Raw genomic sequence first — 22,579 nt, 5'->3', positions numbered from 1 at the left:
GATGGGAAAGGGTCTGGGGTCGGCCCTAGAGCCTGTTGTCAGCAATCCGGAGTTGGCGTGCGCGGCTTAGAATCGCATCCTCAATGGCGCGAACAGTTGCCGCATTGGCGGGACCACCCTTGGTCTGAACCGACACATTTAAGGATCGTGCATCCAGCGCGGGATCGTTAATCAGGACTGTTGCCCGGTACGAACGCCCGCCGCCCGGAGGTGTGCCAAACCCGGTAACGATCACACCGGTAAAGGGGTCAACCGATTGAACTGGAAGGAAATTCAGCACTTCGAGCGATGCCGACCAAAGATACTTGTTCACCGCAACTGTGATTTCGGTGTTCTGGCGGCGGAAAGCATCCCAGATGGTTGTGCCTTCGCCACCGCCACCTTCAACGATCCGCGTGGTATCATCATCAATGCTGCTGCCCGGGCGCTGGCTTTCAACAGACTGCGCGGTGCGCGATGTACCACCGCATCCAGACAATGCGACAGCGATGGCGATCACTCCGAAAACCCGGAAAATTGTTGATAGTGTCATAAGGATGCCTGTTGCCCAATTTGAGCTGCACGTTAATCCAAGTGCAGGTGCAGGGACAAGGGCGTTGTGGCGCATATATACTGTCCTGCCTACTTGTTTGCCGCCCCAGAGGAGCGGGACCCTCGGCCAGGTTGAAAAAGGTGTGGCAAAGCTGCACCATTTTTTCCGTCTCTCGCATCGTGACGCTCCAAGTTCTTGCAAAAGGGGGCGTTTAAGAGCGAAACACTGCTCAGGTTCAAAAGGGATTCACCCGTTGGACAAAGAATAGCAACCGAGGACAAGTTCATGAAAAAACTTCTCATCGCTACAACAGCTCTGGTGGGTACAGCCGGCGTCGTAGCAGCAGAAACAACATTCTCAGGTTACGGCCGTTTTGGTATTCTCTATGAAGAAGACCGTGGTGGTAACACAGAAGAAGAAACACGTATTGAGAGCCGTTACCGCCTCAACATCGACTCTTCGACAGAAACAGACGGCGGCATTCGTTTCGCTGCTCGTATCCGCGTTGAAGCAAACGAAAATGCCAACAACTCTGCAAACCAGGGTGTTTTCTCCGGCGCACGCTTCCAAGTGTCTTCCGGCGGCCTGCGCGTTCGCGTTGGTAACGTCTCCGGCGTTACAGACGCAGCAGAAGTTGTAAACTACTTCGGCTACGAGCCCGGTCTTGTTGGTCAAACCGGCCAGTACGCAAACTCCGGCGTTTCCCTGCCAGCGTTCTCCAGCACCGGTGCTGGTAACAACGGCGTAAACGTCAAGTACGAAATGGGCGACTTCGCGTTCATGGCGTCTTACACAGACGACCACACCGACAACCTCGGCGGCGCTGGTGCAACTGCATTTGGTGACTCTTTCGAAATCGGTGCGTCCTACACGTTCAGCGCGTGGACAGTTGGTGCTGCCTACGGTCAGTTCGAAGCTGCAGGTTCCGCAGTTGAGAATGACTTCTGGGTCATCACAGCCAACGGTACACTCGGTATCGCAGACGTTTCGTTCCTGATCTCCGACTTTGATGGCGACGACGACACCGTATTCGGTGCATCGACATCCATCCCAGTTGGCGCGGCAACAAACGTTGTAGCATCCGTATCCACCGGTGGTGCAGACGCAAACGACACATCCTACGGTCTGGGCTTCACCCACTCCCTGGGTGGCGGCGTGTCCCTGTCCGGTATGGCGGGTTCCAACGCAGCCGGCAACACCATTGCTGACCTGGGTGTTCGCTTCAACTTCTAAGTTGACTGCAACAACCTGAAATTGGGGCAGGCCTTCGGGTCTGCCCTTTTTCTTTTCAGCAGGCCCATTTATGTGTCTGTCAGGAAGAGATGGAGTTTAAAGTGGGCATTCAGGATATTTCTGATCGTATCGCCGCCGCAGCATCTAAGGTTGGGCGTTCCAGAGAGTCCGTCAAACTGATTGCCGTGTCTAAGGTGCAGCCAAATGCGCGGGTCGCCGCCGTTTTGCAGGAAGGCCACCGGTGTTTCGGAGAAAACCGTGTTCAGGAAGCAGCCGGGAAATGGCCTGAATTTCGCGAAGGCTTTGACGATATTGACCTGCATTTGATTGGCCCGCTGCAAACCAACAAGGCGCGGCAGGCGTTCGATCTTTTCCAAAGCATTCATTCACTGGACCGTCCCAAGTTGGCCAAAACTTTCGCCCGACTGGCTCAGGAAACAGGGTATTGCCCGGAACTCTTTGTTCAGGTCAACACCGGCGAAGAGGCACAGAAAGCGGGCATCCTGCCGAGTGAGGCGGACGCATTTATCAAGGATTGCAAAGCGCTGGATTTGAGCATCACGGGATTAATGTGCATCCCGCCCGTCGATGAAGAACCATCTTTGCATTTTGCGCTCTTGTCGAAGATTGCAAAACGCAACGGGCTGGATGGGCTCAGCATGGGCATGAGCAGTGATTTCGAAAAGGCGATCCGGCTGGGAGCAACGCATGTCCGCGTCGGATCCGCGATCTTTGGTGCGCGCGTGGCGGCACCCTGATCGGATGCACATTACCGGATAATCAGCCGGGTGCGAGTTGATATCTGACCTGCAATCTTGTGCAGATGGGCGCGGGACAAGGCGATACATCCTTCGGTCGGATACCCGGGGCGCCGATACTGGTGAATGAAAATCGCAGATCCGCGTCCTTTGATGGCATCGGGCCAGTTCCAGTCGGTCAGGATAACCAGATCGTACAGGGGATCCGCACGTCTGAGCTTTTCGTGGCTTGGGGTATAGGGCGCACGCACCATCGTGTTGTAGTTGACATCATTGACATCGTCCGACCAAAGGTCGCGCGGCCCGATGGGAAGAGCCCAAGCGGTGGGTGCAGGCATTCGATCCGGACGGTATAGCATGCCGGCAATGCGGTGCGTTCCAATTGGTGTTCCGCCGTCGCCTTCCTTCTTGTTGGCGGCCAAGCCGGATTTTCCGATGGTGCACGGGTAGGTATGCCCCGCGAACCGCAGGCCCCGGGGCGTCAAAACCAGATCGGCGGGCGTCATAGAAGATGACCGGATTTTCTGGCCTTGGTCGCAAGGTAATCCCGGTTGTGCCGGTTTTCACCCACTTGAAGGGGCACCCGTTCCACCACGTCAATGCCGCTGGCCTGCATCATCGCGACTTTATTGGGGTTGTTGGTCAACAGTTTGACCGCCCTGAACCCCAGCGACGTCAGAATGTCTGATCCAAGGCGAAAATCGCGCTCATCATCTTCAAACCCAAGCCGATGATTGGCCTCAACCGTATCGAACCCCTGATCCTGAAGCGAATAGGCCCGCATCTTGTTCGCCAGACCGATGCCGCGACCTTCCTGGTTCATATAAAGAAGAATGCCATGTGTTTCCTGCCCCATCCTCGCCAATGCGGCACGCAATTGCGGACCGCAATCGCATTTCAGTGATCCCATCAGGTCACCCGTGAAACAGGCAGAGTGCAGGCGCGTTAAAACCGGCTTCGATCGGTCTGGTCTGCCGATTTCGATGGCGTAATGCTCCTCTCCGCCATCCTGCGGGCGAAATACGTGCAAACGGCCTGCCTCGGAGACTTCGAGCGGCAGGCGCGCGCTTACGACCGGGTGCAAAGGGCTTCGTTGCGACAAATGGGCGAGCGTTTCATCTAACGGTAAGCACGTCAGCCCGTGGACTGACGCGAATTCCGACGCCTCGGTGAGGGGCGCAACCAAAGCGGCTGGCAAAAGGCGGGCGGATTTGGTCAGTTTCAATGCAGCACGATGGGCGGACGCATCGCTGTCGCGATCACACGCCAGCGGCCCCTTCATTGGTTTGATCAAATCGTCAGATGGGTCCGCGATCCCCTGTATCCAATCCAATGAGGTCTCCGCAGGCAACAGAATGCGCGCCAGATCACCGTCATAAGCGCGTGCTTTCAGTGTTTCCGCTCGGCGCGCAGTAACTGCCAGCACGACACCCCTGGGCTCGGCAAGGACAGCCCGTAACCGCGCATCTGTCAGAGTTTCCGCCGCGAAGACCAAAGCGGAAACGGGTCCTTCCAAAACAATCGGGACCCCAATGCGCAAGTCAGCACGGGCCCGCGCAAGGCGTTCTGAGATGTTGGGACCAATCTTCATGATGTTACAATGCCTGCCATTTCATTGCATGATCTAGGCCAAATAGCCCGGAATTGAAACAATTACGGGGGGTTGTAACACGACAGCGTGAAAGAAAACCGCCCAAGCTTGCCAGAATGATAAATCGGACACATCTCTATGCCAGATTAGGGAGATAGCTCATGGCACAACTCAAAAAGATACTATTGGTCGATGACGATGATGATCTGCGTGAAGCGCTGAGCGAGCAATTGATCATGACCGAAGATTTCGACGTTTTTGAAGCTGCAAACGGTGCAGATGCGATGGTCAGGGCTAAAGAAGCGCTTTACGATCTGGTGATTCTGGACGTGGGGCTACCCGACACGGATGGTCGTGAGCTTTGCAGATTGATGCGCAAGCAGGGGGTGAAAAGCCCGATCCTCATGCTCACCGGTCATGATAGCGATGCGGACACGATCCTCGGTCTGGACGCCGGTGCAAATGATTACGTGAGCAAACCCTTCAAGTTTCCGGTCTTGCTGGCGCGCATCCGCGCACAACTGCGTCAACACGAGCAATCAGAAGATGCTGTATTCCAGTTGGGCCACTACACCTTCAAGCCTTCCATGAAAATTCTGGTGACCGAGGACGACAAAAAGGTTCGTCTGACTGAAAAAGAGACGAATATTCTGAAGTTCCTCTATCGCTCTACAGATGGTGTCGTGCCACGGGACGTGCTGCTGCACGAGGTTTGGGGATACAATGCTGGTGTCACCACGCACACGCTGGAGACACATATCTACCGCCTGCGTCAAAAAATTGAACCAGATCCGTCCAATGCGCGCCTTCTTGTGACCGAATCAGGTGGATATCGTCTTATGGCGTAAGATGTTTGGATTTTGTTAACCATATTCAAGCTATCGTTGTGCAGGGCGTGGTTCGCTGCGTCCTACGAATCCCGCGCATGTCCGGGTTATGACATGCACCTCCCTGTTGGACTTGGCCGGGCCTTGTGCCCGGCCCTTTTTTTGGGGTCAGTTTTCCGAAACCTGAGCAATCTTCTGTCGATGAGTGGTTCGGCATGGCGCAGCCTTTCACTGCGCGTTACGGTGCCGCAACTTTATCCGGAGAGCGCCCAATGCCCTTTACCCTTGCCACATGGAACATCAACTCTGTCCGACTGCGCGAAGCACTTGTCTTGAAATTGCTCTCAGAAGAAGGCCCCGATGTGTTGTGCCTGCAGGAGTGCAAAAGCCCGGTCGATAAAATGCCATTGGAGGCGTTTGCCGATGCGGGTTACGGCCATGTCGTGGCACGCGGGCAAAAGGGATATAACGGTGTCGCGATCCTGTCGAAAATCCCGATGGTCGAAGCGGGTTCGCAGGATTTTGCCGCCCTGGGCCACGCACGTCACATTGCCGGAACGCTGGAAAATGGCGTCACGGTGCATAATTTCTATGTACCCGCCGGTGGCGATGTCGCTGATCGTACCGTGAATGAAAAATTTGGGCAAAAGCTCGACTACCTGACGGATATGCGTGATTGGTTCCGTGAAAACCGCCCGGAAAAATCCATCCTCGTTGGTGATCTGAACATTGCCCCGCGCGAAGATGACGTCTGGGACCACAAGAAGCTTTTGAAAGTTGTCAGCCACACCCCCATCGAGGTGGAACATCTGGCGGACGCTCAGGACGCGGGCGGATGGGTGGATGTCACCCGCCGGGATGTCCCCGAGGGCCGTTTATATAGTTGGTGGTCATATCGCGCCAAGGATTGGGACGCAGCTGACAAGGGCCGCAGGCTGGATCATATCTGGGCAAGTGCAGATATTCAGGATGCGGGACATTCCAGTCGTATCATGCGCTCGGCACGTGGATGGGAAAAGCCCAGCGACCATGCGCCGGTCTTTGCCAGTTTTGACCTTTGAAATGCTGTGAAACCTCCCATATAAGCGCTGTCGCATATGCAAGGACAAAACGATGATGGATCTGAACCTGACCGCTGCTCCCGAAGCTGATGACCTGATCAAGGACTCTACCGAAGCCACCTTTATGGCGGATGTGATCGAGACATCGCAGACAACCCCTGTGATTGTTGATTTCTGGGCGCCATGGTGCGGCCCGTGCAAAACGCTTGGACCGCAGCTGGAAAATGCGGTGCGCGGCGCCAAAGGCGCGGTGAAAATGGTCAAGGTCAACGTTGACGAAGCGCAGATGATCGCGGGGCAATTGCAGATTCAGTCCATCCCGACCGTCTATGCTTTCCACAAGGGACAGCCCATTGACGGCTTTCAGGGTGCGGTGCCGGAATCCGAGATCAAGTCCTTTGTTGACCGGGTTGCAAAAGCCGGTGGCGGCGAGGCCCCAGGCGAAGCATTGAGCGAGGCGATTACCGCTGCCGAAGAAATGCTCGCCGAGGGTGCGGTCGCGGATGCCGCCCAGACATTCTCAGCCATTTTGGGAGAAGAGCCCAACCACGCTGGCGCTTATGGCGGATTGGTGAGGGCGCATATCACGCTGGGTGAGCTTGATCAGGCGGAGGCTATTCTAAACGGGGCACCCGCTGAAATTTCCAGCTCTCCGGAACTGGAAGCTGCGCATGCGCAGTTGGAACTGGCGCGTCAGGCCGAAGGTGCAGGGCCTGTCGACGAGCTGCGCAGATCCGTTGAGGCAAACCCTGAAGATAGTCAGGCGCGCTTTGATCTGGCGCAGGCCATGCATGCAAATGGTGATGTGGAAGGGGCTGTTGATCAGCTGCTCGAACTTTTCCGCAGAGACCGGGAATGGAATGAAGGCGCTGCCAAAACGCAGCTATTCACCATTTTCGAGGCGCTTAAGCCGAATGATCCGGTGATGTTGAACGGGCGTCGCAAATTGAGTTCAATGATATTTGCCTGAGGCAGCACGCGGGCTAGGTGGTCTTTTATGATAAAAGCCGCTGAGCTTCCCGACACGATCGCAATCTTTCCGCTACCCGGTGCCTTGTTGTTGCCGCGCGCGCGGTTGCCGCTGCACATCTTCGAACCACGGTATCTCCAGATGCTGGAGGATTCTTTGAAGACCTCAACGCGTCTGATCGGTATGGTGCAGCCGAACGAAATCCCGGGCCGAAAGGAAAACGGCCTTCAGGCCATCGGCTGCGCAGGGCGTGTCACTCAGTTTTCCGAAACCGAGGATGGTCGTTATCTGATCACCCTGTGCGGCATTTCCAGGTTTCGTGTTATGCAGGAAATTCAAGGATTTACGCCCTATCGGCGGTGCGAGGTAGCGTGGGATGGTTTTGATCGCGATCTGGGACCAGACGAAAAAGACCCTTGCTTCCAGCGCCCCGGCTTTATGAATTTGCTGGAACGATTTTTTGACGCTCGTGAGCTTTCGGCGGATTGGGAGACCTTAAAGGAAGCGGATGACGAGCTACTGATAAATTCCCTATCGATGATGCTGGAATTTGACCCCGAGGATAAACAAGCGCTTTTGGAGGCCCCGTCTCTGCCGACCCGTCGCGAAACCCTTGTCACCCTGATCGAATATCAGCTGCGTGGCGGTAGCGAGAGTGAGATGATCCAGTGAATGAAACCGCTGTCGAATTTGACCGCAGGATGCTGGAAGCGCTGATTTGCCCGCGTTCGCAGACCACGTTGAAATACGATGCGGAGAAGCAGGAGTTGATATCCATGACGGCAAACCTCGCTTACCCGATCCGCAACGGCATCCCGGTAATGCTGGTCGATGAAGCCCGGACGCTGGATTAGAGCTTTTCACCTTTCAGAAGCCGGGGCAGATCCCCCGTCAGCCCGGCCGCCTCCCGGATAAATCCCCGCCTCATTCCGGGCATGTTTCCCACGATGCCCATGCCGATGTCACGAAGCCCACGTAAGATCGGGTTATCGTTTGAAAACAGCTTGTTGAATGCATCGGTGGCAAGGGCGAGGGCGGTGTTGTCGAAGCGTCTCCACTGCTGGTAACGGGATAAAACCGCTGCGGTTCCGATATCTTCGCCGCGCCGCGATGCATCAGTGACAACATCCGCAAGGGCAGCCACGTCACGTAGCCCGGCATTCAGACCCTGGCCTGCAATGGGGTGGATGCCATGTGCAGCGTCTCCGACAAGTGCCACGCGCGGTGCGACCAACTCATTGGCAAGCGATAGTGACAATGGATATGTGAACCGCGCGCCGGTCAGCGAGAGATCGCCAAGAAAACTCCCGAATCTGGGGCGCAGAACGTTCAGGTAATCCGCGTCTGACATGGCGTTGATCTGATGAGCGTTTTCGGTCGTTTCGCTCCAAACAATCGAAGATCGGTTGCCCTTCAAAGGCAAGATCGCCAGGGGGCCGGCTGGCATGAAGAACTGATGGGCAACGCCATTGTGTGGCAAGGCGTGATCCAATGCACAGACCAGCGCCGTTTGGTTGTATTCCCACCCGGTCCGCTTGATCCCTGACCGCGCGGCGGTGCCGGAGCGCCGCCCGTCGCATCCGACAAGGAGCTTGGCACGTAGTGTCTTGCCGGACTGCAACACCACCGAGATACCTGTTGGATCAAGCTTCTGATCTATCACGACGTCGCCATTGATCTGCCGGATGGCCTTTTCTTTCTGAACAGCGTTCAGCAGAGCGGGGCGCAAATGGCGATCTTCGACCATGTACCCCATCGGGCCTTCCTCGATCTCGGCATGATCGAAGTGCATGAAAAACGGGGACGCACCTTCGCCCGCGCGCCCATCTGTGACCTTTATGTCGAGCATCGGTTGGGTGTAATCTTCGATCTTGTCCCAAATGCCAAGGGCCTGCAGAAGCCGGGCAGAGGTCAGCGCAAGTGCATAGGAACGCCCGTCGAACCCCGCGTTCTTGCGCGTTTTCACGGGCAGGGCATCGACGACAATCACCGATTGCCCCGCACTTGCCAAAGCCAGCGCCAAGGTCGGCCCATTCAGCCCGCCGCCGACAATCAGGATATCGCAATCGAAAACCATGGTCCTCATTAGGACGGTGTGCGGGGGATTGTCCATGCGCGCAAGCGTCGCTACCCTTTTTGCCAAAGACCATCGAAGGAAAAGATATGCAAGACTGGCTTCAGATGACGGCCGCGGATTTGGGCCGCGGCATTGGCGCGGGAGATATTGACCCGTGCGCTTTGACCGAAACCTATCTGGATGCCATCGAAACACATGAATTCAAAGATAGAATCTACGCGCGGACAACGACACCCCGGGCTTTGGCAGAAGCTGCCGCAGCCGCTGAGCGCGCAAAAACCGGCCATCGTTTGTCCTTGCTGGACGGTGTTCCGATCAGCTGGAAGGATCTGTTTGATACGGCGGGTGTTGCCACGGAGGCAGGCTCGAACCTGTTGAAAAACCGGATGCCGGAAATTGACGCCCTTGTCTTGCAAAATGCGACCGCGGCGGGCCTTGTTTGCCTGGGAAAGACACATATGAGCGAGTTGGCCTTTTCGGGCCTTGGACATAACCCCAGCACCGCGACCTCGCCTTGCGTCAATGACACGACCGCTGTTTCAGGGGGGTCTTCGTCGGGCGCGGCGGCGTCTGTGGCATTCAATCTGGCAGCAGCGGGCATTGGCTCTGATACTGGCGGTTCGGTGCGTATCCCATCGGCCTGGAATGATCTTGTAGGGTTGAAAACCACCTCCGGAAAGCTGAGCCTCGAAGGGGTCGTGCCGCTTGCCTTGCGGTTTGACACGGTAGGCCCGCTGTGCCGTTCGGTAGAAGATGCCAACCTCATGCTGGCGGCTTTGGAAGGAAGCAGAGCCTTCGATCTCGGCGGTGCTGCGCCTCAGGGGAGACGCATGGCGATACTCGAAACCGTCGCGATGGAGGACGTACGCGAGGCGCCTTTGGCGGCCTTTGAAAACGCCGTTGTTCGATTGCAAAATGCGGGTGCGCATATTGATCGCATCAAGGTTCCTGAGGTGGAAACAGCAATGGCCCAGAGCACTTGTGTCTATACATCAGAGGCTTACGGCCTCTGGCGCGACGCTATTGAGGCCAAACCGGAGGCACTTTATGCTGAAATTCTCGAACGTTTTCGTTTGGGAAAGGGGTTTTCCGGCCCGGATTATGTTGCTGCCTGGGCCGTGCTGAAATCTGCACGTATGGCATATGACCGTGCGACCGCCGGCTATGACGCGGTTATCTTGCCATCAGCGCCGATCTTGCCACCAAATCTGGAACTGCTGAACACGGATCACGACTATTATGTGTCTGAGAACCTGCTGGCATTGCGAAATACAAGGATCGGTAATCTGATGGGTTTATGCGCACTGACATTGCCGACAGGTGTGCCGAGTTGTGGTCTGATGTTGATGGCGCCCCCAAATTGCGAAGGCGCTCTTTTACGGGTGGCGGCCGCCGCCGAAGAGGCGTTGTCCTAAAAGCCACAAATTCTCAGAAAGCTGCGCGTTTTTGTGGACGCAGGGAGCTGCCTTCGGTACTTTGGGGCAAACGGGACGTTAATGATCCCGAGCTGAGGCAGTTTTAATGGTGTATCCTGAGCGGTTTTCGAACCTTCCGGCACATGCATGGCCGCGCTTGCGCGCCCTGTTGGACGTGTCCGAAGGAGGTGGCCCGGCCATCCACATGACCATAGGCGAGCCGAAACATGCGTTTCCGGCCTGGGTTACGGATGTGATTTCTGAAAATGCTGCCGGGTTCAACAGCTACCCGCCAAATGACGGATCGCCTGAGCTGCGTCAGGCCATCGCTGATTTCGTGAAACGGCGGTATGGTGTGCCGGTCAATGCGGACACGCAGGTTATGGCCCTGAACGGGACGCGCGAGGGGCTTTATAACGCTGTCATGGCGCTTTGCCCGGAGACAAAAGGTGGGCAAAAACCGGCAATCCTGATGCCGAACCCATTCTACCAAGTTTACATGATCGCGGCGCTTTCCGCGACGGCGGACCCGATCATGGTGCCGGCGACGGTTGAGACCGGCCATTTGCCGGAATTTGCGGGGCTCTCCGAAGATGTCCTGAACTGCGCCACGGCCGCCTACATTTGTTCGCCAGCGAATCCGCAAGGGGCGGTTGCGAGCCGGGAATATTGGCGTGACCTGATCAATCTTGCGGAGAAATACGACTTCAAAATCTTTGCAGACGAGTGCTATTCCGAGATTTACCGCGATACGCCGCCCGTAGGCGCGCTACAAGTGGCGCAGGAAATGGGCACCGATCTCAACCGCGTGGTCATCTTCCATTCCTTGTCAAAACGATCAAACCTGCCCGGCCTGCGGTCGGGGTTTGTGGCAAGTGGCGCGGAAAACATTCGTGAAATCAAACAACTGCGCAACTACGCAGGCGCACCCCTGCCGCTGCCGTTGCAAGCGGCCGCCGCAGCGGTCTGGAATGATGAAGCCCACGTGATCGAGAACCGCCGTCTTTATGTCGAGAAATACGAATTGGCGGACCGGATGCTCGGCAATGTGCCGGGGTACGCTAGCCCCGATGCCGGGTTTTTCCTGTGGCTGCCGGTTGAGAATGACGAGGCGGCAGCGGTCAAGCTCTGGCGGGAAACCGGTGTGCGGGTGCTGCCGGGCGGCTATCTGGCGCAGGACTACAACGGGGTGAACCCCGGCCAAGGCTACATAAGAGCCGCGATGGTGGCTCCAAAAGCGGAAACGGCGCGTGGGATCGAACTGATCCGCGATTGCCTCTATCCGCAATAAAAATGAGGGATCGTAAAATGGCATATCAAACACGAGGACGCGATCCGCTGCTGGACAGCAATATGGCAGCAGCAGTGGAAAGGCGCGGCAAGGAATTGTTTGGCCTCGTATTGATCGCGCTGGGGTGTATGGCCTGTGCGATGATTGCGTCTTACACGCCGGATGATCCCAATTGGATGGTGTCCACTGATGCGCCGGTGCAGAACTGGCTCGGGCGGACAGGTGCTTCATTGGCGGCGCCACTTTTCATGATTGTTGGCTGGGGAGCCTGGGGCATTGGTATTGTGCTGGTTGCCTGGGGTTTACGGTTCGCGCTGCATCAGGGGGCTGATCGCGCCATAGGTCGTCTGATCTTTGCCCCTATCGCGATTGTGCTTGGTGCCATCTACGCGGCAACTCTGACACCGGATGGAAACTGGCTGGACACTCACAGCTTTGGGCTGGGAGGCCTCTTTGGTGACACTGTCATGGGTGCTTTGCTGACCTTGCTCCCTATTGGTTCGACCTTTACGGTCAAGCTGATGTCGCTGCTGATGGCAATTGGCATTCTTGCGATTGGGGCCTTTGTCACGGGCTTTACCAAGCCTGAATTGACCCGGATTGGTCGTTTCCTGCTGGTAGGTCTGATCGTGATCTACGCCGGGATCATGGCCGTGCTGGGGCGTGGTGCCAGTGGGGCGCTCAATACCGCCCAAAACATGTCAGCGCGTCACGCCGAACGTCGTGCACAGGCGAAGGAGGCGCGCGCGGCGGCAGCGCAGGAAATCGCGGACACGACCATCCACACCGAAGTTGCACCTGTACTGGCGGTTCCGAAGTTCCAGGAAGATCCGGAGGAAACAAGACAGGGGTTGCTGTCCCGTTTACCGGGTTTGGTCAAACGTCCGGAAAAAATGCCTGAGCCTGAATTGATCGAATATGACGCTGAAGTTGATTATGAGGATGCACCGGGTGAAGAGCGGATCAAGGCCCGTATCGCTGATGTGATCAAATCGCGCGCCCGGACCAGTAACGCGGTTCATGTTCCTGCAACGGCCCCGTTGACCAAAGGGCGTGGCCGGGGCCCGGATGCTTTGGTTCTTGATACTTCTGGCGCGCGGGCCGAACCACCTTTGACGGCCTCCAAACCAGCGTCTATTCCTCCGCTCCCAGATGAGCTTGACATATTGGAGCAGGATTTCGAGGTCGCTGACGTTGAGGCACCCGTAATTCCGGCGGCAGAGCCACGTCGGGTCATCCAGCAACTGAACCGCAAACCGGTACAACCTTCGACCCGTGCCAAGGCCGAAGCGCAACCGAAGCTGTCCTTTGAGGATACGCATCCGGGCTTCGAATTGCCGCCGCTCAGCCTGTTGGAAAATCCGGTCAACGTGCAACGGCTGCACCTGAGCGACGAAGCGCTGGAAGAAAATGCGCGGATGCTGGAATCCGTTCTGGATGACTATGGCGTGAAGGGGGAAATCGTCGCGGTGCGCCCCGGTCCCGTGGTCACCATGTACGAACTCGAACCCGCGCCCGGTCTTAAGGCGTCGCGGGTGATCGGATTGGCAGATGATATCGCACGTTCCATGGCGGCACTTTCCGCGCGCGTGTCTACCGTCCCTGGCCGCTCTGTCATCGGTATCGAATTACCCAACGAGAGCCGCGAGAAAGTCGTGTTGCGCGAGATTCTAGCAGGTCGCGATTTTGGCGACAGCAACATGCGTCTGCCGCTGGCTTTGGGCAAGGATATCGGCGGCGATCCGGTCGTGGCGAACCTTGCCAAGATGCCCCACCTTTTGATCGCGGGGACAACGGGTTCGGGTAAATCTGTCGCAATCAATACGATGATCCTGTCGCTGCTTTACAAACTGACGCCCGAAGAATGCAGAATGATCATGATCGACCCGAAGATGCTGGAACTCAGCGTCTATGACGGTATTCCACATTTGCTGTCGCCTGTCGTAACCGACCCTAAAAAGGCTGTTGTGGCGCTGAAATGGGTCGTCGGCGAGATGGAAGAACGGTATCGCAAGATGTCCAAGATGGGCGTACGCAATATCGAGGGTTACAACAGTCGGGTGCGTGAAGCCTTGTCCAAGGGGGAGCTTTTTACCCGCACGGTCCAAACCGGATTTGACGAGGAGACGGGTGAACCCGTGTTCGAGACTGAAGAGAACACACCCGAAGCACTTCCCTATATCGTCGTGATCGTTGATGAGATGGCTGACCTGATGATGGTGGCGGGCAAGGAGATCGAAGCCTGTATTCAACGCCTTGCACAGATGGCGCGGGCTTCCGGTATTCACCTGATCATGGCCACGCAGCGCCCGTCGGTAGATGTCATTACCGGCACCATCAAGGCAAATTTCCCGACGCGTATTTCGTTCCAGGTGACATCGAAAATCGACAGCCGCACGATCCTGGGTGAAATGGGGGCCGAACAACTTCTGGGCATGGGGGACATGCTCTACATGGCAGGTGGCGCAAAGATCACCCGGTGTCATGGTCCTTTTGTATCTGACGAAGAGGTTGAGGAAATCGTCAATCACCTCAAGGCATATGGAGAGCCCGATTACATCAACGGTGTTGTCGAGGGGCCGTCGGAGGACAAGGAAAGTGATATAGATGCTGTTCTTGGCTTGGGCGGAAATACCGATGGCGAAGACGCTCTCTACGATTCAGCGGTGCAGGTTGTGATCCGGGACCGCAAGTGTTCGACCAGCTATATCCAGCGTAAACTGGCTATCGGCTACAACAAAGCCGCGCGTCTGGTGGAGCAAATGGAAGAGCAGGGATTGGTGTCCGCTGCCAACCATGTCGGCAAACGTGAGATACTTGTTCCGGAACAACAATAGGCTTTTGAGCGTTACCTTGGGATTCAGTGGCGGAATGACGATCATTCTGACCGCTGATATCGCATAACAAGGCCTTCGTACTTAACTGATGTCCAGAATACGATTGCTCAAGGAGCTTTGGATGAAACGTTTGATTGCCGCCGTTCTGATCGCCTGTCTGGCCTTGCCAGCTGCCGCGGATCAACTGTCACTGAATGAGATTTCCAACTATCTCAACAATTTGAAAACCGCCCAAGGCGCCTTTACGCAAATCAATGGTGACGGGACGATCAGCAGCGGTCAGCTTTACATCAAACGACCGGGAAAAATGCGGTTTGAATATGATCCACCGGAACAGGCTTTGGTGCTTGCTGACGCCAATGCAGTCGTGATCATTGACAAAAAATCCAACCAGCCTCCTGAGACCTATCCGCTAAGCAAGACACCACTGTCGCTGATATTGGCCCGAAATGTGAATTTAAGCCGGGCGAGGATGGTCACTGGACACACATACGATGGCACAGCCACGATTGTGACCGCGCAGGATCCTGATAACCCGGACTACGGAACCATTCAGATGAGCTTTACCGAAAATCCGGTGGAGCTGCGGCAATGGATCATCAACGATGCCAATGGCGGCCAGACGACGGTTATATTGGGTGCTTTCGAAGCAGGCGTTCCTTTGAAAAACAGCCTGTTCGATCCCGGCCGCGCATTGCGAAACCGGGATCGCTAAACTCGGTTATCGCCGCAGATTACATGTCGCCAATTGCGCCTGATAGGTGTCCGCGCGGGCATCGACCTTGTTGGCGACCTGCAAGAGCCAGGATTTGCGGTTGTAGCTACCACGCGCGTACCCGGTGTGACCTTCATGATAGGCAAGGTACTGGTTACGCGTATCCGTCAGGGGGATGCCGTTCTTTGACCGGCTGTTGACCATGTACCATCCCATGAAATCTGAGGCGTCTTTGATCCGGTCCCGTTTCGCAAATCGCTTGCCGGTTGCGCGTTTGTAGTCGTCCCAAGTGCCGTCCAACGCCTGCGCATAACCATAGGCGCTTGACTGACGGCCCATCGGAATGATCCCCAGCGCGTATTTATGCGGGGTACGCGCATTGGAGATGAATTTGCTTTCCTGATGGATCGTCGCCATTTGGACATGCACCGGCACGCCCCATTTCTTTTCCGTTTTCCGGAACGCTTTGATGTATTCGGGGCGCTGTTGCACGATCTTGCACGCATCATCAAGATGACGCGGCGCGCTGCCTTGGCCGCCTCCACAGGAGGCCACCAGCAATACAAGAATCATAGCGCGAAGACTTCTGCTCATCTGCCTCTCGCTTCTTTTATTTTTCGTTAGTTTAACCGAAATTCGTCTGTTGGGAAATCACGAATTATACATGTTTTTCGCAGAAGCTTACTTTGTAGACCCTGCAAATACGCTCCAAAGTGAGTAAAGAGAGGTTTTTCATACTGTCAGTGGGGTGATCACAGTCTGTTTCCCCTCCAAAGGTGGCTGTGATTGGACAAATACCTCTTGAAGCGTGTAAAATTGAACGGTAGGGGGCTGGTTGGTAATGTTACGAACGCGTGCAAAATATCATCTCGGACAGGTCGTCCGACATAAGAAACACCCCTTTCGCGGGGTGATTTTTGACGTTGATCCAGAGTTTGCGAATACCGAAGAATGGTATGAGGCGATCCCCGAAGAGAGCCGCCCGGTCAAAGAACAACCATATTATCATTTGTTGGCAGAAAATGACCAAAGCTACTACGTCGCCTATGTGTCCGAGCAAAACCTGATAGCGGACTACTCAGGCGAGCCGGTCGATCACCCGGATATTCCGGATTTGTTTGGCCCGTTCCAGGACGGATCCTACCCTTTGCATTTCCAGCTGAACTGACAGGTTATCGACGCAGAACTTACTCAAGGTCCTGTTTTCAATAACCTAAAGCGCATCCGTCTTTCCGCGGGTCACTCGCACCCTCAAGAATTCCGTCATCACGAATGCGGATCGCCTGCGCGCCCCCAATCGGCGTTTCGGGGATGCTGACGTTGTGCCCGATATCGCTGAGTTCCTGTCGAACGTGATCTGAATATCCACGTTCTACCTTCATCGAACCGGCATCTGAAAAGGCGCGCGGGAGATCAATGGCCGTCTGTGGGTCCATACCAAAGTCAACGAGGTTAGAGGCAAAACGAGCGTGTCCATTCGGTTGATAAGCTCCGCCCATCACGCCAAACGGCATGATCACCTTGCCGTTTTTGCGCACCATGCCCGGGATGATGGTGTGCATGGGCCGCTTGCCGCCCTTCAATTCGTTGGGGTGGCCCTGTTCCAGCGTGAACCCAGAGCCGCGATTTTGCAGCAATATGCCAAATTTGTCTGAAGCAATACCCGACCCAAAACCGTTGAATATCGAATAAATGAGAGACACCGACATGCCGTCACGATCCACCGTTGTGATATAGATGGTGTCCTTGTGCACGTTTTCCGAAATTGAGGTGGCATTCGGCATCGCTTTCCGGGGGTCAATCAGAGCCGCCAGTTTCCTGGCGGTTTCCATACTCAGCATGTGATCCAACCGGGTCATGAAATCGGCATCCGCCAGAAATCTGTTACGCGTATCGTAGGCGAGCTTGGCCGCTTCGGCTTCGACGTGGGTGCGCAACGTGCCAAGGGGTTCCATGCTCGCAATGTCGAATTGGGCAAGGATATTCATCATCAGCAAGGCTGTAGCGCCATGGCCGTTTGGTGGGTGTTCAACGATGTCGATATCCCGGTATGTGCCTGAAACCGGTGTTGTGGGGGTCGCCGCGACATCGGCGAAATCGTCCATTGTATGCCGCCCACCAAGCCTGTTCAGAGTGTTCACCATATCTTCGGCGATTTCCCCAGAATAAAATGCGTCGCGACCCTCCGAGGCGATGCGCCTCAGTACTGCGGCTTGATTGGGGGCGCGGAAAACCTGACCGATTTCAGGGATTTTCCCGTCAATCAGATAGAACTGTCGGGCAGTCTCTTGCAGGACTGCCGCATCGCGCTTCCAGTCAAAAGCCACGCGAGAAGCGACAGGTACGCCGTTTTCCGCGGCCGCTATCGCAGGTGCAAGTATGTCGGAAAGGCCAATTTTTCCGTAGTTTTCGGACAGGAAACAAAATGCATCCACAGCACCGGGGATGGTCACGGAGTGGGGGCTTTGGATTGGGACCGTGCTGTCACCCTGATCTCTCAGAACTGCGGCATCAAGTGCTGTTGGTGCGCGTCCCGATCCATTGAGCGCTTTGACTTCGCTTCCGTCACCATCTTGCCAAAGGACAAAGCAGTCACCGCCGATTCCGGTCATCTGCGGTTCGCATATCCCCAGCACAATGGCACCTGCAATTGCCGCATCCATCGCATTGCCACCTTTTTCGAGGATGTCCACGGCGGTCTTTGCGCCGAGTGGATGCGATGTTGCGCACATACCGTTGAGTGCAAATACGGGCGACCGGCCCGGAAAGTGAAAATCGCGCATCTTCTGCCCCAGTTGTGAAGGTTCGGTCGCAAGTTAACGGCGCAGGTGGCGATGTCCATCCTGATCGCGGAACGGTTACTGATGATGGGGAAGGTAAGTTCCTCGACGCCGCGCACTGGGTGGGGGCTATTACGCGCAGCGCCGAGGGAAGCTATATGCAGCTACAAGACAGAGAATGCCCAGTGAACAAGGCGGCAATATGATCTCAACGCGGCGCTTTGGGGGAAGATTACGGAAGAATTAAGGCTTGGTTCTTGAAACCTTAAGGACCTCTGTCAGGAAGAGAGTGCAACGGCGATCCGTATCGTCAACTGGTTCTCGTTTTCAACGCGGTTGTAATCGACATCCTTGGCGAGGTCCTGAATCAGGAACCAGCCGAATCCGCCTTCGGGTAAATCCATCAGGTCGACATCCAGAGAAGCTTGCTTGCCCAATGGGGCCGCGCCATCGGGCATGGCAGCCCCTTGATCCGTGATTTTCAGATGAAGCCCGTCTGACCGATGGCTGCAGTAAATATGGATGTCACCGGAGGTGTCCGGCTCTGGATAGGCATGTTCGACAATATTGTTGAGCACCTCTGCCAACACCAGTTCAATGGTCCCCGCTTCTTCGACGCTTAGCTCCAGTGGACCCAATTCCGTCAAAATTTGAGCGAGCGCATCGCGCACAGCCATATCGCTGCTTTGTACTGAGATTTCAAACGGAGGCAGCAAGGCAACGGCCATGAGATTGGTCCTTTTCGTGCCCGTGATCAATTGCGCAGTTCTTTGAGTGCACCATCAACTGTAGAGAATACGCTGAAAACAGTATCCATTCGGGTCAGCTTGAACACCCGTTCCACCGTCGGCGTCAGACCGGCCAGTGCCATTCTGCGCTCGGCGCCAAGATTTTTCATTGCGGCGACAATCGCCCCCAGCCCGCTTGAATCGATGAATTGCACTTCGCTGAGATCAAGCACCACGATTTCCGAGCCACCATCTGTTTCAGCGCGCATGGCATCCTTGAATTCAATTGCGACGGCCGCATCAATGCGCGGTTCCTGAACAGAAACAATGCGCAACTGATCTTCTGTTTTGGTCGAGAGTTGCATTATATACCCCGAAGTTCTGGATCTTCGCTCTTTAAAGGGCAAATCTTACTATTCCATTTAGCCCAGCAGGGAGGCCACCCGATGCGCGATGTCGTGATTTCAGGAGCAGCAAGGACACCTATGGGGGGGTTCCAAGGCGAATTCGCCAGTTTGGAAGCGTCCGAATTGGGAGGTGCTGCGATCAAGGCGGCGATCGATGGGGCGGGTGCTGCGCAAGTTGAGGAAGTGCTCATGGGATGCGTCTTACCTGCGGGTCAGGGGCAGGCCCCTGCCCGGCAAGCGGGTTTCAAAGCAGGTCTCGGCGAAGATGTCCCGGCGACCACCCTGAACAAAATGTGCGGGTCGGGTATGAAAGCCGCTATGATCGCCTTCGATCAGATCGCGCTGGGCCGGGCAGGTGTCATGGTCGCTGGCGGGATGGAGAGCATGACCAATGCGCCTTATCTACTGCCCAAGATGCGTGCCGGCGCGCGCATCGGACATGGGCAGGTGATTGACCACATGTTCCTGGATGGGCTTGAGGACGCGTATGACAAGGGTCGCCTGATGGGAACATTTGCAGAGGATTGTGCCGAGACGTATCAGTTCACCCGCAGCGTTCAGGATGAATATGCGCTCAGTTCCTTGTCGCGGGCGCTCGATGCGCAGTCGAGCGGTGCTTTTGACGGCGAGATCACCCCTGTCTCCGTCACGTCGCGCAAGGGAAGCGTCACCGTATCTGCGGATGAGCAACCTGCCTCCGCCCGGCCAGAGAAAATCCCTCATTTGAAGCCAGCGTTCCGGAAGGGCGGCACGGTCACAGCGGCAAATTCGTCGTCAATTTCCGATGGGGCTGCTGCACTGGTGCTTGCGTCAGCAGACGCGGCGCAGGCGCAGGGCCTCAATATTCGTGCCCGCATACTGGGGCACGCCAGCCACGCTCAGGCACCGGGGCTTTTTACGACAGCGCCAGTTCCTGCGGCCCAAAAGCTCCTTGACCGTTTGGGGTGGCCCAAGGACAGCGTAGATTTATGGGAAGTCAACGAAGCCTTTGCCGTTGTGCCCTTGGCCTTCATGCGGGAAATGGCGCTGGATCGTGAGATCGTGAATGTCAACGGTGGTGCTTGTGCTCTGGGACATCCCATCGGTGCCTCAGGGGCACGCATCATGGTTGCCTTGTTGAATGCGTTGGAAAAGCGCGGGTTGAAGCGGGGTGTTGCAGCCATATGTATCGGCGGTGGCGAAGGAACTGCCATTGCTATTGAGAGAGACTGATGCCTTGAAGGTCGACTATGAAGCGCTCACAAAAGCCATCGAATCCCTGACGGGCGGGGAAACAGATACTGTTGCTTTGATGGCGACTGTAGCCTGCGAGGTGCATCGCGCCGATGACCGATTTGATTGGACCGGCTTTTACCGTGTCACAGAACCCGAAGTGCTGAAAATCGGTCCCTATCAGGGCGGGCATGGCTGTCTGGTCATCCCGTTTTCACGGGGTGTCTGCGGGGCTGCCGCCCGAACGGGCGAAGTGCAGCTGGTTCGAGACGTCGATGCCTTTCCCGACCATATTGCCTGCGCCAGTTCCACGCGCTCGGAACTTGTTTTACCGGTTTGGAACAGGGCTGGTGATCTGATTGGAGTGTTTGATCTTGATAGTGACCAGCCGGATGCCTTCGACGAAAAAGATGCACAAGCATTGGCCCGAATCTTGCGGATGGTTTTTACCGCTGCGGAATGAACCGGCTGGCGAATTTTTTCCGTAGACCACGGTATACGGTGAAAATTCACTGGATTTTTTCACAAGAATCGTTAACGTGAACAAATCATCTATTTTTTCACGAAGCATCAATGCGCCACGACTTGCCCACTCCTTCAGATACGCTTGGTGCCGACCTGCGCGCGCTTCGCAAAACCCGTGGGATGACGCTCTCGGAACTCGCTGAAAGGCTGGGGCGTTCGGTTGGGTGGTTGAGCCAGGTCGAGCGCGACAAATCCGACCCCTCCATCACCGATCTGCGTGACATCGCCAAAGCACTGGATGTCTCCGTTTCCATCCTTTTTCGCCATGCAGCGTCACCCGCCGGAGAGGTGGGATACATTGTGCGCAAAACTGCCCGACGCACCATCGGCTCGAATATTGCGGGGCTGGTCGAAGAGTTGCTGTCGCCCGATCTGACCGATGATTTCGAGATGGTGCATTCGACGTTTCAGCCGGGCAGCAAGATCACCGAAACCGTCACGCGACCCACGCAGGAAGTGGGATATCTGGTATCCGGCAGGCTCGATATCGAAATTCTGGGGGTGACCCACACAATCAATCCCGGTGACAGCTTCCGCATTCGCGGAGAGGCCTTCCGCTGGGCCAACCCTTACCCTGATCCGGCCGTTGCGATCTGGGTCATTGCGCCACCGGTTTATTGACATGAGCTTTGAGGGCTGGATCATATTCACGGTTTTCTGGGCAGTCTTCGTGACGACGCCCGGACCCAACGCGGTCAACTGCATAACAAACGGCATGACCATCGGCTTCAAACGCTCTCTGATCGGGGTTTTGGCGATTCTGACGCAGGCAACATTGTTCCTACTGCTCTCAGCCCTGGGCGTGACAGCACTTATCGCGGCATCACCACAGGCTTTCTTCGTCGCCAAGATCATTGGCGCGGCTTTCCTGATTTTCCTTGGAATACGCGGCTGGATGAATGCAGCCAAACCCGTGAAGGTCGACACGCGCCCGGCGTCCTCGATTTATTTCCGCGCTTTGGCCATCGCCACGATCAATCCAAAGAGCGTGGCGGGATATCTGGCGGTATTCTCGCAATTTGTGCAGCCGGATGTGCCCATCTGGCAGCAAATGGGTGTGATCGTCCCAACGGCGCTCACGCTGACTGCGCTGAGCTATATCGGCTTTACAGCGCTGGGCGCAGGAATTGCTCGTGCCGCATTGGGGGCGGTTTTCAATGTCTGGGTGCGCCGGGTAATGGGTGCCTGTTTCGTGATCTACGGGGTGTTGCTGGGGGCTGCCTCGACCCCGGGGAGGGCGTCGTGATCAAAGGAAGCTGCCTGTGCGGTGCAGTCACCTATGTGGCGCGGGGAACGCCCGGAGCGCCTGCGGCCTGCCACTGTAATCAGTGCCGCAAACAGTCAGGCCACGTCTGGGCATCCTCCTATGTCGACGACGGAGCCCTCGAGATTGCTGGAGAGGTGCGCTGGTTCCAGTCTTCTGACAAAGCACGGCGCGGATTTTGTCCGACATGCGGCTCGGCGCTCTTCTGGGATCACGAGGACGATCCGTTTATCTGTTTTTCAACCGGCTCAATTGACGGGCCGACCGGGCTTCGCTTGCGCGGCCACATCCATACCGCCGACAAGGGCGATTACTACGCAATCTCGGCCGAAGAGCCGCAAAGGGAGACCTAGATC

Annotated in this window: 25 protein-coding genes; 17 read left to right on the top strand and 8 right to left on the bottom strand. The window is 56.1% G+C overall.

Features of this window, described 5'->3' with window-relative positions:
- Positions 1-25: 25 nt before the first annotated feature.
- A complete protein-coding gene (locus tag ACOTTU_RS08485; RefSeq protein ID WP_425657312.1) occupies positions 26-532 on the bottom strand; it encodes a DUF3576 domain-containing protein in 507 nt (168 codons plus the stop codon).
- A gap of 285 nt (positions 533-817) precedes the next feature.
- On the opposite strand from ACOTTU_RS08485, the gene ACOTTU_RS08480 reads away from it, so the two are divergent.
- Both ACOTTU_RS08480 and ACOTTU_RS08475 read left to right on the top strand, forming a co-directional pair.
- The gene (locus ACOTTU_RS08480) at positions 818-1,765 is read left to right on the top strand and encodes a porin (RefSeq protein ID WP_425657310.1); all 948 of its coding nucleotides are present in this window, start codon (positions 818-820) and stop codon (positions 1,763-1,765) included.
- A gap of 89 nt (positions 1,766-1,854) precedes the next feature.
- A complete protein-coding gene (locus ACOTTU_RS08475; protein WP_425657308.1) occupies positions 1,855-2,523 on the top strand; it encodes a YggS family pyridoxal phosphate-dependent enzyme in 669 nt (222 codons plus the stop codon).
- A gap of 11 nt (positions 2,524-2,534) precedes the next feature.
- Here the strand turns inward: ACOTTU_RS08475 and ACOTTU_RS08470 are convergent, their stop codons facing one another.
- Positions 2,535-3,029 (bottom strand): L,D-transpeptidase family protein, encoded by a 495-nt coding sequence (locus ACOTTU_RS08470; protein WP_425657306.1) that lies wholly within the window; start codon positions 3,027-3,029, stop codon positions 2,535-2,537.
- A complete protein-coding gene (gene ribA / locus ACOTTU_RS08465) occupies positions 3,026-4,114 on the bottom strand; it encodes a GTP cyclohydrolase II (protein ID WP_425657304.1) in 1,089 nt (362 codons plus the stop codon). Before ribA ends, ACOTTU_RS08470 begins: the two co-directional genes overlap by 4 nt.
- 161 nt (positions 4,115-4,275) lie before the next feature.
- On the opposite strand from ribA, the gene ACOTTU_RS08460 reads away from it, so the two are divergent.
- The 5 genes from ACOTTU_RS08460 (at position 4,276) to ACOTTU_RS08440 (ending at position 7,826) form a co-directional block, all read left to right on the top strand.
- A complete protein-coding gene (locus tag ACOTTU_RS08460) occupies positions 4,276-4,962 on the top strand; it encodes a response regulator transcription factor (protein ID WP_298915635.1) in 687 nt (228 codons plus the stop codon).
- 251 nt (positions 4,963-5,213) lie between these two features.
- The gene (locus ACOTTU_RS08455) at positions 5,214-6,002 is read left to right on the top strand and encodes an exodeoxyribonuclease III (RefSeq protein ID WP_425657302.1); all 789 of its coding nucleotides are present in this window, start codon (positions 5,214-5,216) and stop codon (positions 6,000-6,002) included.
- Between the two features lie 52 nt (positions 6,003-6,054).
- On the top strand, positions 6,055-6,972 hold the full coding sequence (gene trxA, locus ACOTTU_RS08450; RefSeq protein ID WP_425657300.1) for a thioredoxin: 918 nt from the start codon (positions 6,055-6,057) through the stop codon (positions 6,970-6,972).
- 27 nt (positions 6,973-6,999) lie between these two features.
- Positions 7,000-7,644, top strand: coding sequence for an LON peptidase substrate-binding domain-containing protein (locus ACOTTU_RS08445; protein ID WP_425657296.1), 645 nt, complete (start codon positions 7,000-7,002; stop codon positions 7,642-7,644).
- Positions 7,645-7,673: 29 nt separating this feature from the next.
- Positions 7,674-7,826, top strand: coding sequence for a Trm112 family protein (locus ACOTTU_RS08440; RefSeq protein WP_425657756.1), 153 nt, complete (start codon positions 7,674-7,676; stop codon positions 7,824-7,826).
- Here the strand turns inward: ACOTTU_RS08440 and ACOTTU_RS08435 are convergent.
- Complete coding sequence (locus ACOTTU_RS08435) at positions 7,823-9,085, bottom strand: FAD-dependent monooxygenase (RefSeq protein WP_425657294.1); 1,263 nt, start codon at positions 9,083-9,085, stop codon at positions 7,823-7,825. The genes ACOTTU_RS08440 and ACOTTU_RS08435 overlap by 4 nt on opposite strands.
- A 50-nt stretch (positions 9,086-9,135) precedes the next feature.
- Here ACOTTU_RS08435 and ACOTTU_RS08430 point away from each other — a divergent pair, with 50 nt between their 5' ends.
- The 4 genes from ACOTTU_RS08430 (at position 9,136) to ACOTTU_RS08415 (ending at position 15,307) form a co-directional block, all read left to right on the top strand.
- Positions 9,136-10,464, top strand: a complete 1,329-nt coding sequence (locus ACOTTU_RS08430) for an amidase (RefSeq protein ID WP_425657292.1) — start codon at positions 9,136-9,138, stop codon at positions 10,462-10,464.
- Positions 10,465-10,573: 109 nt separating this feature from the next.
- Positions 10,574-11,755, top strand: a complete 1,182-nt coding sequence (locus ACOTTU_RS08425) for an aminotransferase class I/II-fold pyridoxal phosphate-dependent enzyme (RefSeq protein WP_425657754.1) — start codon at positions 10,574-10,576, stop codon at positions 11,753-11,755.
- A gap of 17 nt (positions 11,756-11,772) precedes the next feature.
- Positions 11,773-14,592 carry a DNA translocase FtsK gene (locus ACOTTU_RS08420; protein ID WP_425657290.1) on the top strand — a complete coding sequence of 940 codons (2,820 nt, stop codon included), beginning with the start codon at positions 11,773-11,775 and terminating at the stop codon, positions 14,590-14,592.
- Between the two features lie 121 nt (positions 14,593-14,713).
- A complete protein-coding gene (locus ACOTTU_RS08415; protein ID WP_425657752.1) occupies positions 14,714-15,307 on the top strand; it encodes a LolA family protein in 594 nt (197 codons plus the stop codon).
- A gap of 6 nt (positions 15,308-15,313) precedes the next feature.
- Here the strand turns inward: ACOTTU_RS08415 and ACOTTU_RS08410 are convergent, their stop codons facing one another.
- Positions 15,314-15,901 carry a lytic transglycosylase gene (locus ACOTTU_RS08410; RefSeq protein WP_298915609.1) on the bottom strand — a complete coding sequence of 196 codons (588 nt, stop codon included), beginning with the start codon at positions 15,899-15,901 and terminating at the stop codon, positions 15,314-15,316.
- 247 nt (positions 15,902-16,148) lie between these two features.
- Here ACOTTU_RS08410 and hspQ point away from each other — a divergent pair, with 247 nt between their 5' ends.
- Positions 16,149-16,475 (top strand): heat shock protein HspQ, encoded by a 327-nt coding sequence (hspQ, locus tag ACOTTU_RS08405; protein WP_298915606.1) that lies wholly within the window; start codon positions 16,149-16,151, stop codon positions 16,473-16,475.
- Between the two features lie 37 nt (positions 16,476-16,512).
- Here the strand turns inward: hspQ and ACOTTU_RS08400 are convergent, their stop codons facing one another.
- From ACOTTU_RS08400 to ACOTTU_RS08390, 3 genes are all read right to left on the bottom strand, one after another.
- A complete protein-coding gene (locus ACOTTU_RS08400) occupies positions 16,513-18,090 on the bottom strand; it encodes a gamma-glutamyltransferase family protein (RefSeq protein ID WP_425657289.1) in 1,578 nt (525 codons plus the stop codon).
- A gap of 275 nt (positions 18,091-18,365) precedes the next feature.
- Positions 18,366-18,815 (bottom strand): ATP-binding protein, encoded by a 450-nt coding sequence (locus ACOTTU_RS08395; RefSeq protein WP_425657287.1) that lies wholly within the window; start codon positions 18,813-18,815, stop codon positions 18,366-18,368.
- Positions 18,816-18,841: 26 nt separating this feature from the next.
- A complete protein-coding gene (locus tag ACOTTU_RS08390; RefSeq protein WP_298915595.1) occupies positions 18,842-19,180 on the bottom strand; it encodes an STAS domain-containing protein in 339 nt (112 codons plus the stop codon).
- Between the two features lie 81 nt (positions 19,181-19,261).
- On the opposite strand from ACOTTU_RS08390, the gene ACOTTU_RS08385 reads away from it, so the two are divergent.
- From ACOTTU_RS08385 to ACOTTU_RS08365, 5 genes are all read left to right on the top strand, one after another.
- A complete protein-coding gene (locus ACOTTU_RS08385; RefSeq protein ID WP_425657285.1) occupies positions 19,262-20,434 on the top strand; it encodes a thiolase family protein in 1,173 nt (390 codons plus the stop codon).
- Positions 20,435-20,438: 4 nt separating this feature from the next.
- Positions 20,439-20,897 carry a GAF domain-containing protein gene (locus tag ACOTTU_RS08380; RefSeq protein WP_425657284.1) on the top strand — a complete coding sequence of 153 codons (459 nt, stop codon included), beginning with the start codon at positions 20,439-20,441 and terminating at the stop codon, positions 20,895-20,897.
- Positions 20,898-21,007: 110 nt separating this feature from the next.
- Positions 21,008-21,580, top strand: a complete 573-nt coding sequence (locus tag ACOTTU_RS08375) for a helix-turn-helix domain-containing protein (RefSeq protein WP_425657282.1) — start codon at positions 21,008-21,010, stop codon at positions 21,578-21,580.
- A gap of 1 nt (position 21,581) precedes the next feature.
- Complete coding sequence (locus ACOTTU_RS08370) at positions 21,582-22,205, top strand: LysE family translocator (protein ID WP_425657280.1); 624 nt, start codon at positions 21,582-21,584, stop codon at positions 22,203-22,205.
- Complete coding sequence (locus ACOTTU_RS08365; RefSeq protein WP_425657279.1) at positions 22,202-22,576, top strand: GFA family protein; 375 nt, start codon at positions 22,202-22,204, stop codon at positions 22,574-22,576. Before ACOTTU_RS08370 ends, ACOTTU_RS08365 begins: the two co-directional genes overlap by 4 nt.
- Positions 22,577-22,579: the final 3 nt, after the last annotated feature.

It is taken from the genome of Roseobacter sp. EG26, from assembly GCF_049830555.1.
Taxonomy (GTDB): domain Bacteria; phylum Pseudomonadota; class Alphaproteobacteria; order Rhodobacterales; family Rhodobacteraceae; genus Roseobacter.
The sequence above is the reverse complement of the archived record's forward strand: the minus strand, read 5'-3'. Positions and strand labels throughout refer to the sequence as shown.

Coding starts and splice junctions, on each gene's coding strand:
- ACOTTU_RS08370 (WP_425657280.1), top strand. CDS start 21,582: ATGAGCTTTGAGGGCTGGATCATATTCACGGTTTTCTGGGCAGTCTTC.
- hspQ (WP_298915606.1), top strand. CDS start 16,149: ATGTTACGAACGCGTGCAAAATATCATCTCGGACAGGTCGTCCGACAT.
- ACOTTU_RS08470 (WP_425657306.1), bottom strand. CDS start 3,029: ATGACGCCCGCCGATCTGGTTTTGACGCCCCGGGGCCTGCGGTTCGCG.
- ACOTTU_RS08415 (WP_425657752.1), top strand. CDS start 14,714: ATGAAACGTTTGATTGCCGCCGTTCTGATCGCCTGTCTGGCCTTGCCA.
- trxA (WP_425657300.1), top strand. CDS start 6,055: ATGATGGATCTGAACCTGACCGCTGCTCCCGAAGCTGATGACCTGATC.
- ACOTTU_RS08485 (WP_425657312.1), bottom strand. CDS start 532: ATGACACTATCAACAATTTTCCGGGTTTTCGGAGTGATCGCCATCGCT.
- ACOTTU_RS08375 (WP_425657282.1), top strand. CDS start 21,008: ATGCGCCACGACTTGCCCACTCCTTCAGATACGCTTGGTGCCGACCTG.
- ACOTTU_RS08395 (WP_425657287.1), bottom strand. CDS start 18,815: ATGGCCGTTGCCTTGCTGCCTCCGTTTGAAATCTCAGTACAAAGCAGC.
- ACOTTU_RS08440 (WP_425657756.1), top strand. CDS start 7,674: ATGCTGGAAGCGCTGATTTGCCCGCGTTCGCAGACCACGTTGAAATAC.
- ACOTTU_RS08410 (WP_298915609.1), bottom strand. CDS start 15,901: ATGAGCAGAAGTCTTCGCGCTATGATTCTTGTATTGCTGGTGGCCTCC.
- ACOTTU_RS08435 (WP_425657294.1), bottom strand. CDS start 9,085: ATGGACAATCCCCCGCACACCGTCCTAATGAGGACCATGGTTTTCGAT.
- ribA (WP_425657304.1), bottom strand. CDS start 4,114: ATGAAGATTGGTCCCAACATCTCAGAACGCCTTGCGCGGGCCCGTGCT.
- ACOTTU_RS08390 (WP_298915595.1), bottom strand. CDS start 19,180: ATGCAACTCTCGACCAAAACAGAAGATCAGTTGCGCATTGTTTCTGTT.
- ACOTTU_RS08480 (WP_425657310.1), top strand. CDS start 818: ATGAAAAAACTTCTCATCGCTACAACAGCTCTGGTGGGTACAGCCGGC.
- ACOTTU_RS08400 (WP_425657289.1), bottom strand. CDS start 18,090: ATGCGCGATTTTCACTTTCCGGGCCGGTCGCCCGTATTTGCACTCAAC.
- ACOTTU_RS08460 (WP_298915635.1), top strand. CDS start 4,276: ATGGCACAACTCAAAAAGATACTATTGGTCGATGACGATGATGATCTG.
- ACOTTU_RS08475 (WP_425657308.1), top strand. CDS start 1,855: ATGGAGTTTAAAGTGGGCATTCAGGATATTTCTGATCGTATCGCCGCC.
- ACOTTU_RS08430 (WP_425657292.1), top strand. CDS start 9,136: ATGCAAGACTGGCTTCAGATGACGGCCGCGGATTTGGGCCGCGGCATT.
- ACOTTU_RS08455 (WP_425657302.1), top strand. CDS start 5,214: ATGCCCTTTACCCTTGCCACATGGAACATCAACTCTGTCCGACTGCGC.
- ACOTTU_RS08385 (WP_425657285.1), top strand. CDS start 19,262: ATGCGCGATGTCGTGATTTCAGGAGCAGCAAGGACACCTATGGGGGGG.
- ACOTTU_RS08420 (WP_425657290.1), top strand. CDS start 11,773: ATGGCATATCAAACACGAGGACGCGATCCGCTGCTGGACAGCAATATG.
- ACOTTU_RS08445 (WP_425657296.1), top strand. CDS start 7,000: ATGATAAAAGCCGCTGAGCTTCCCGACACGATCGCAATCTTTCCGCTA.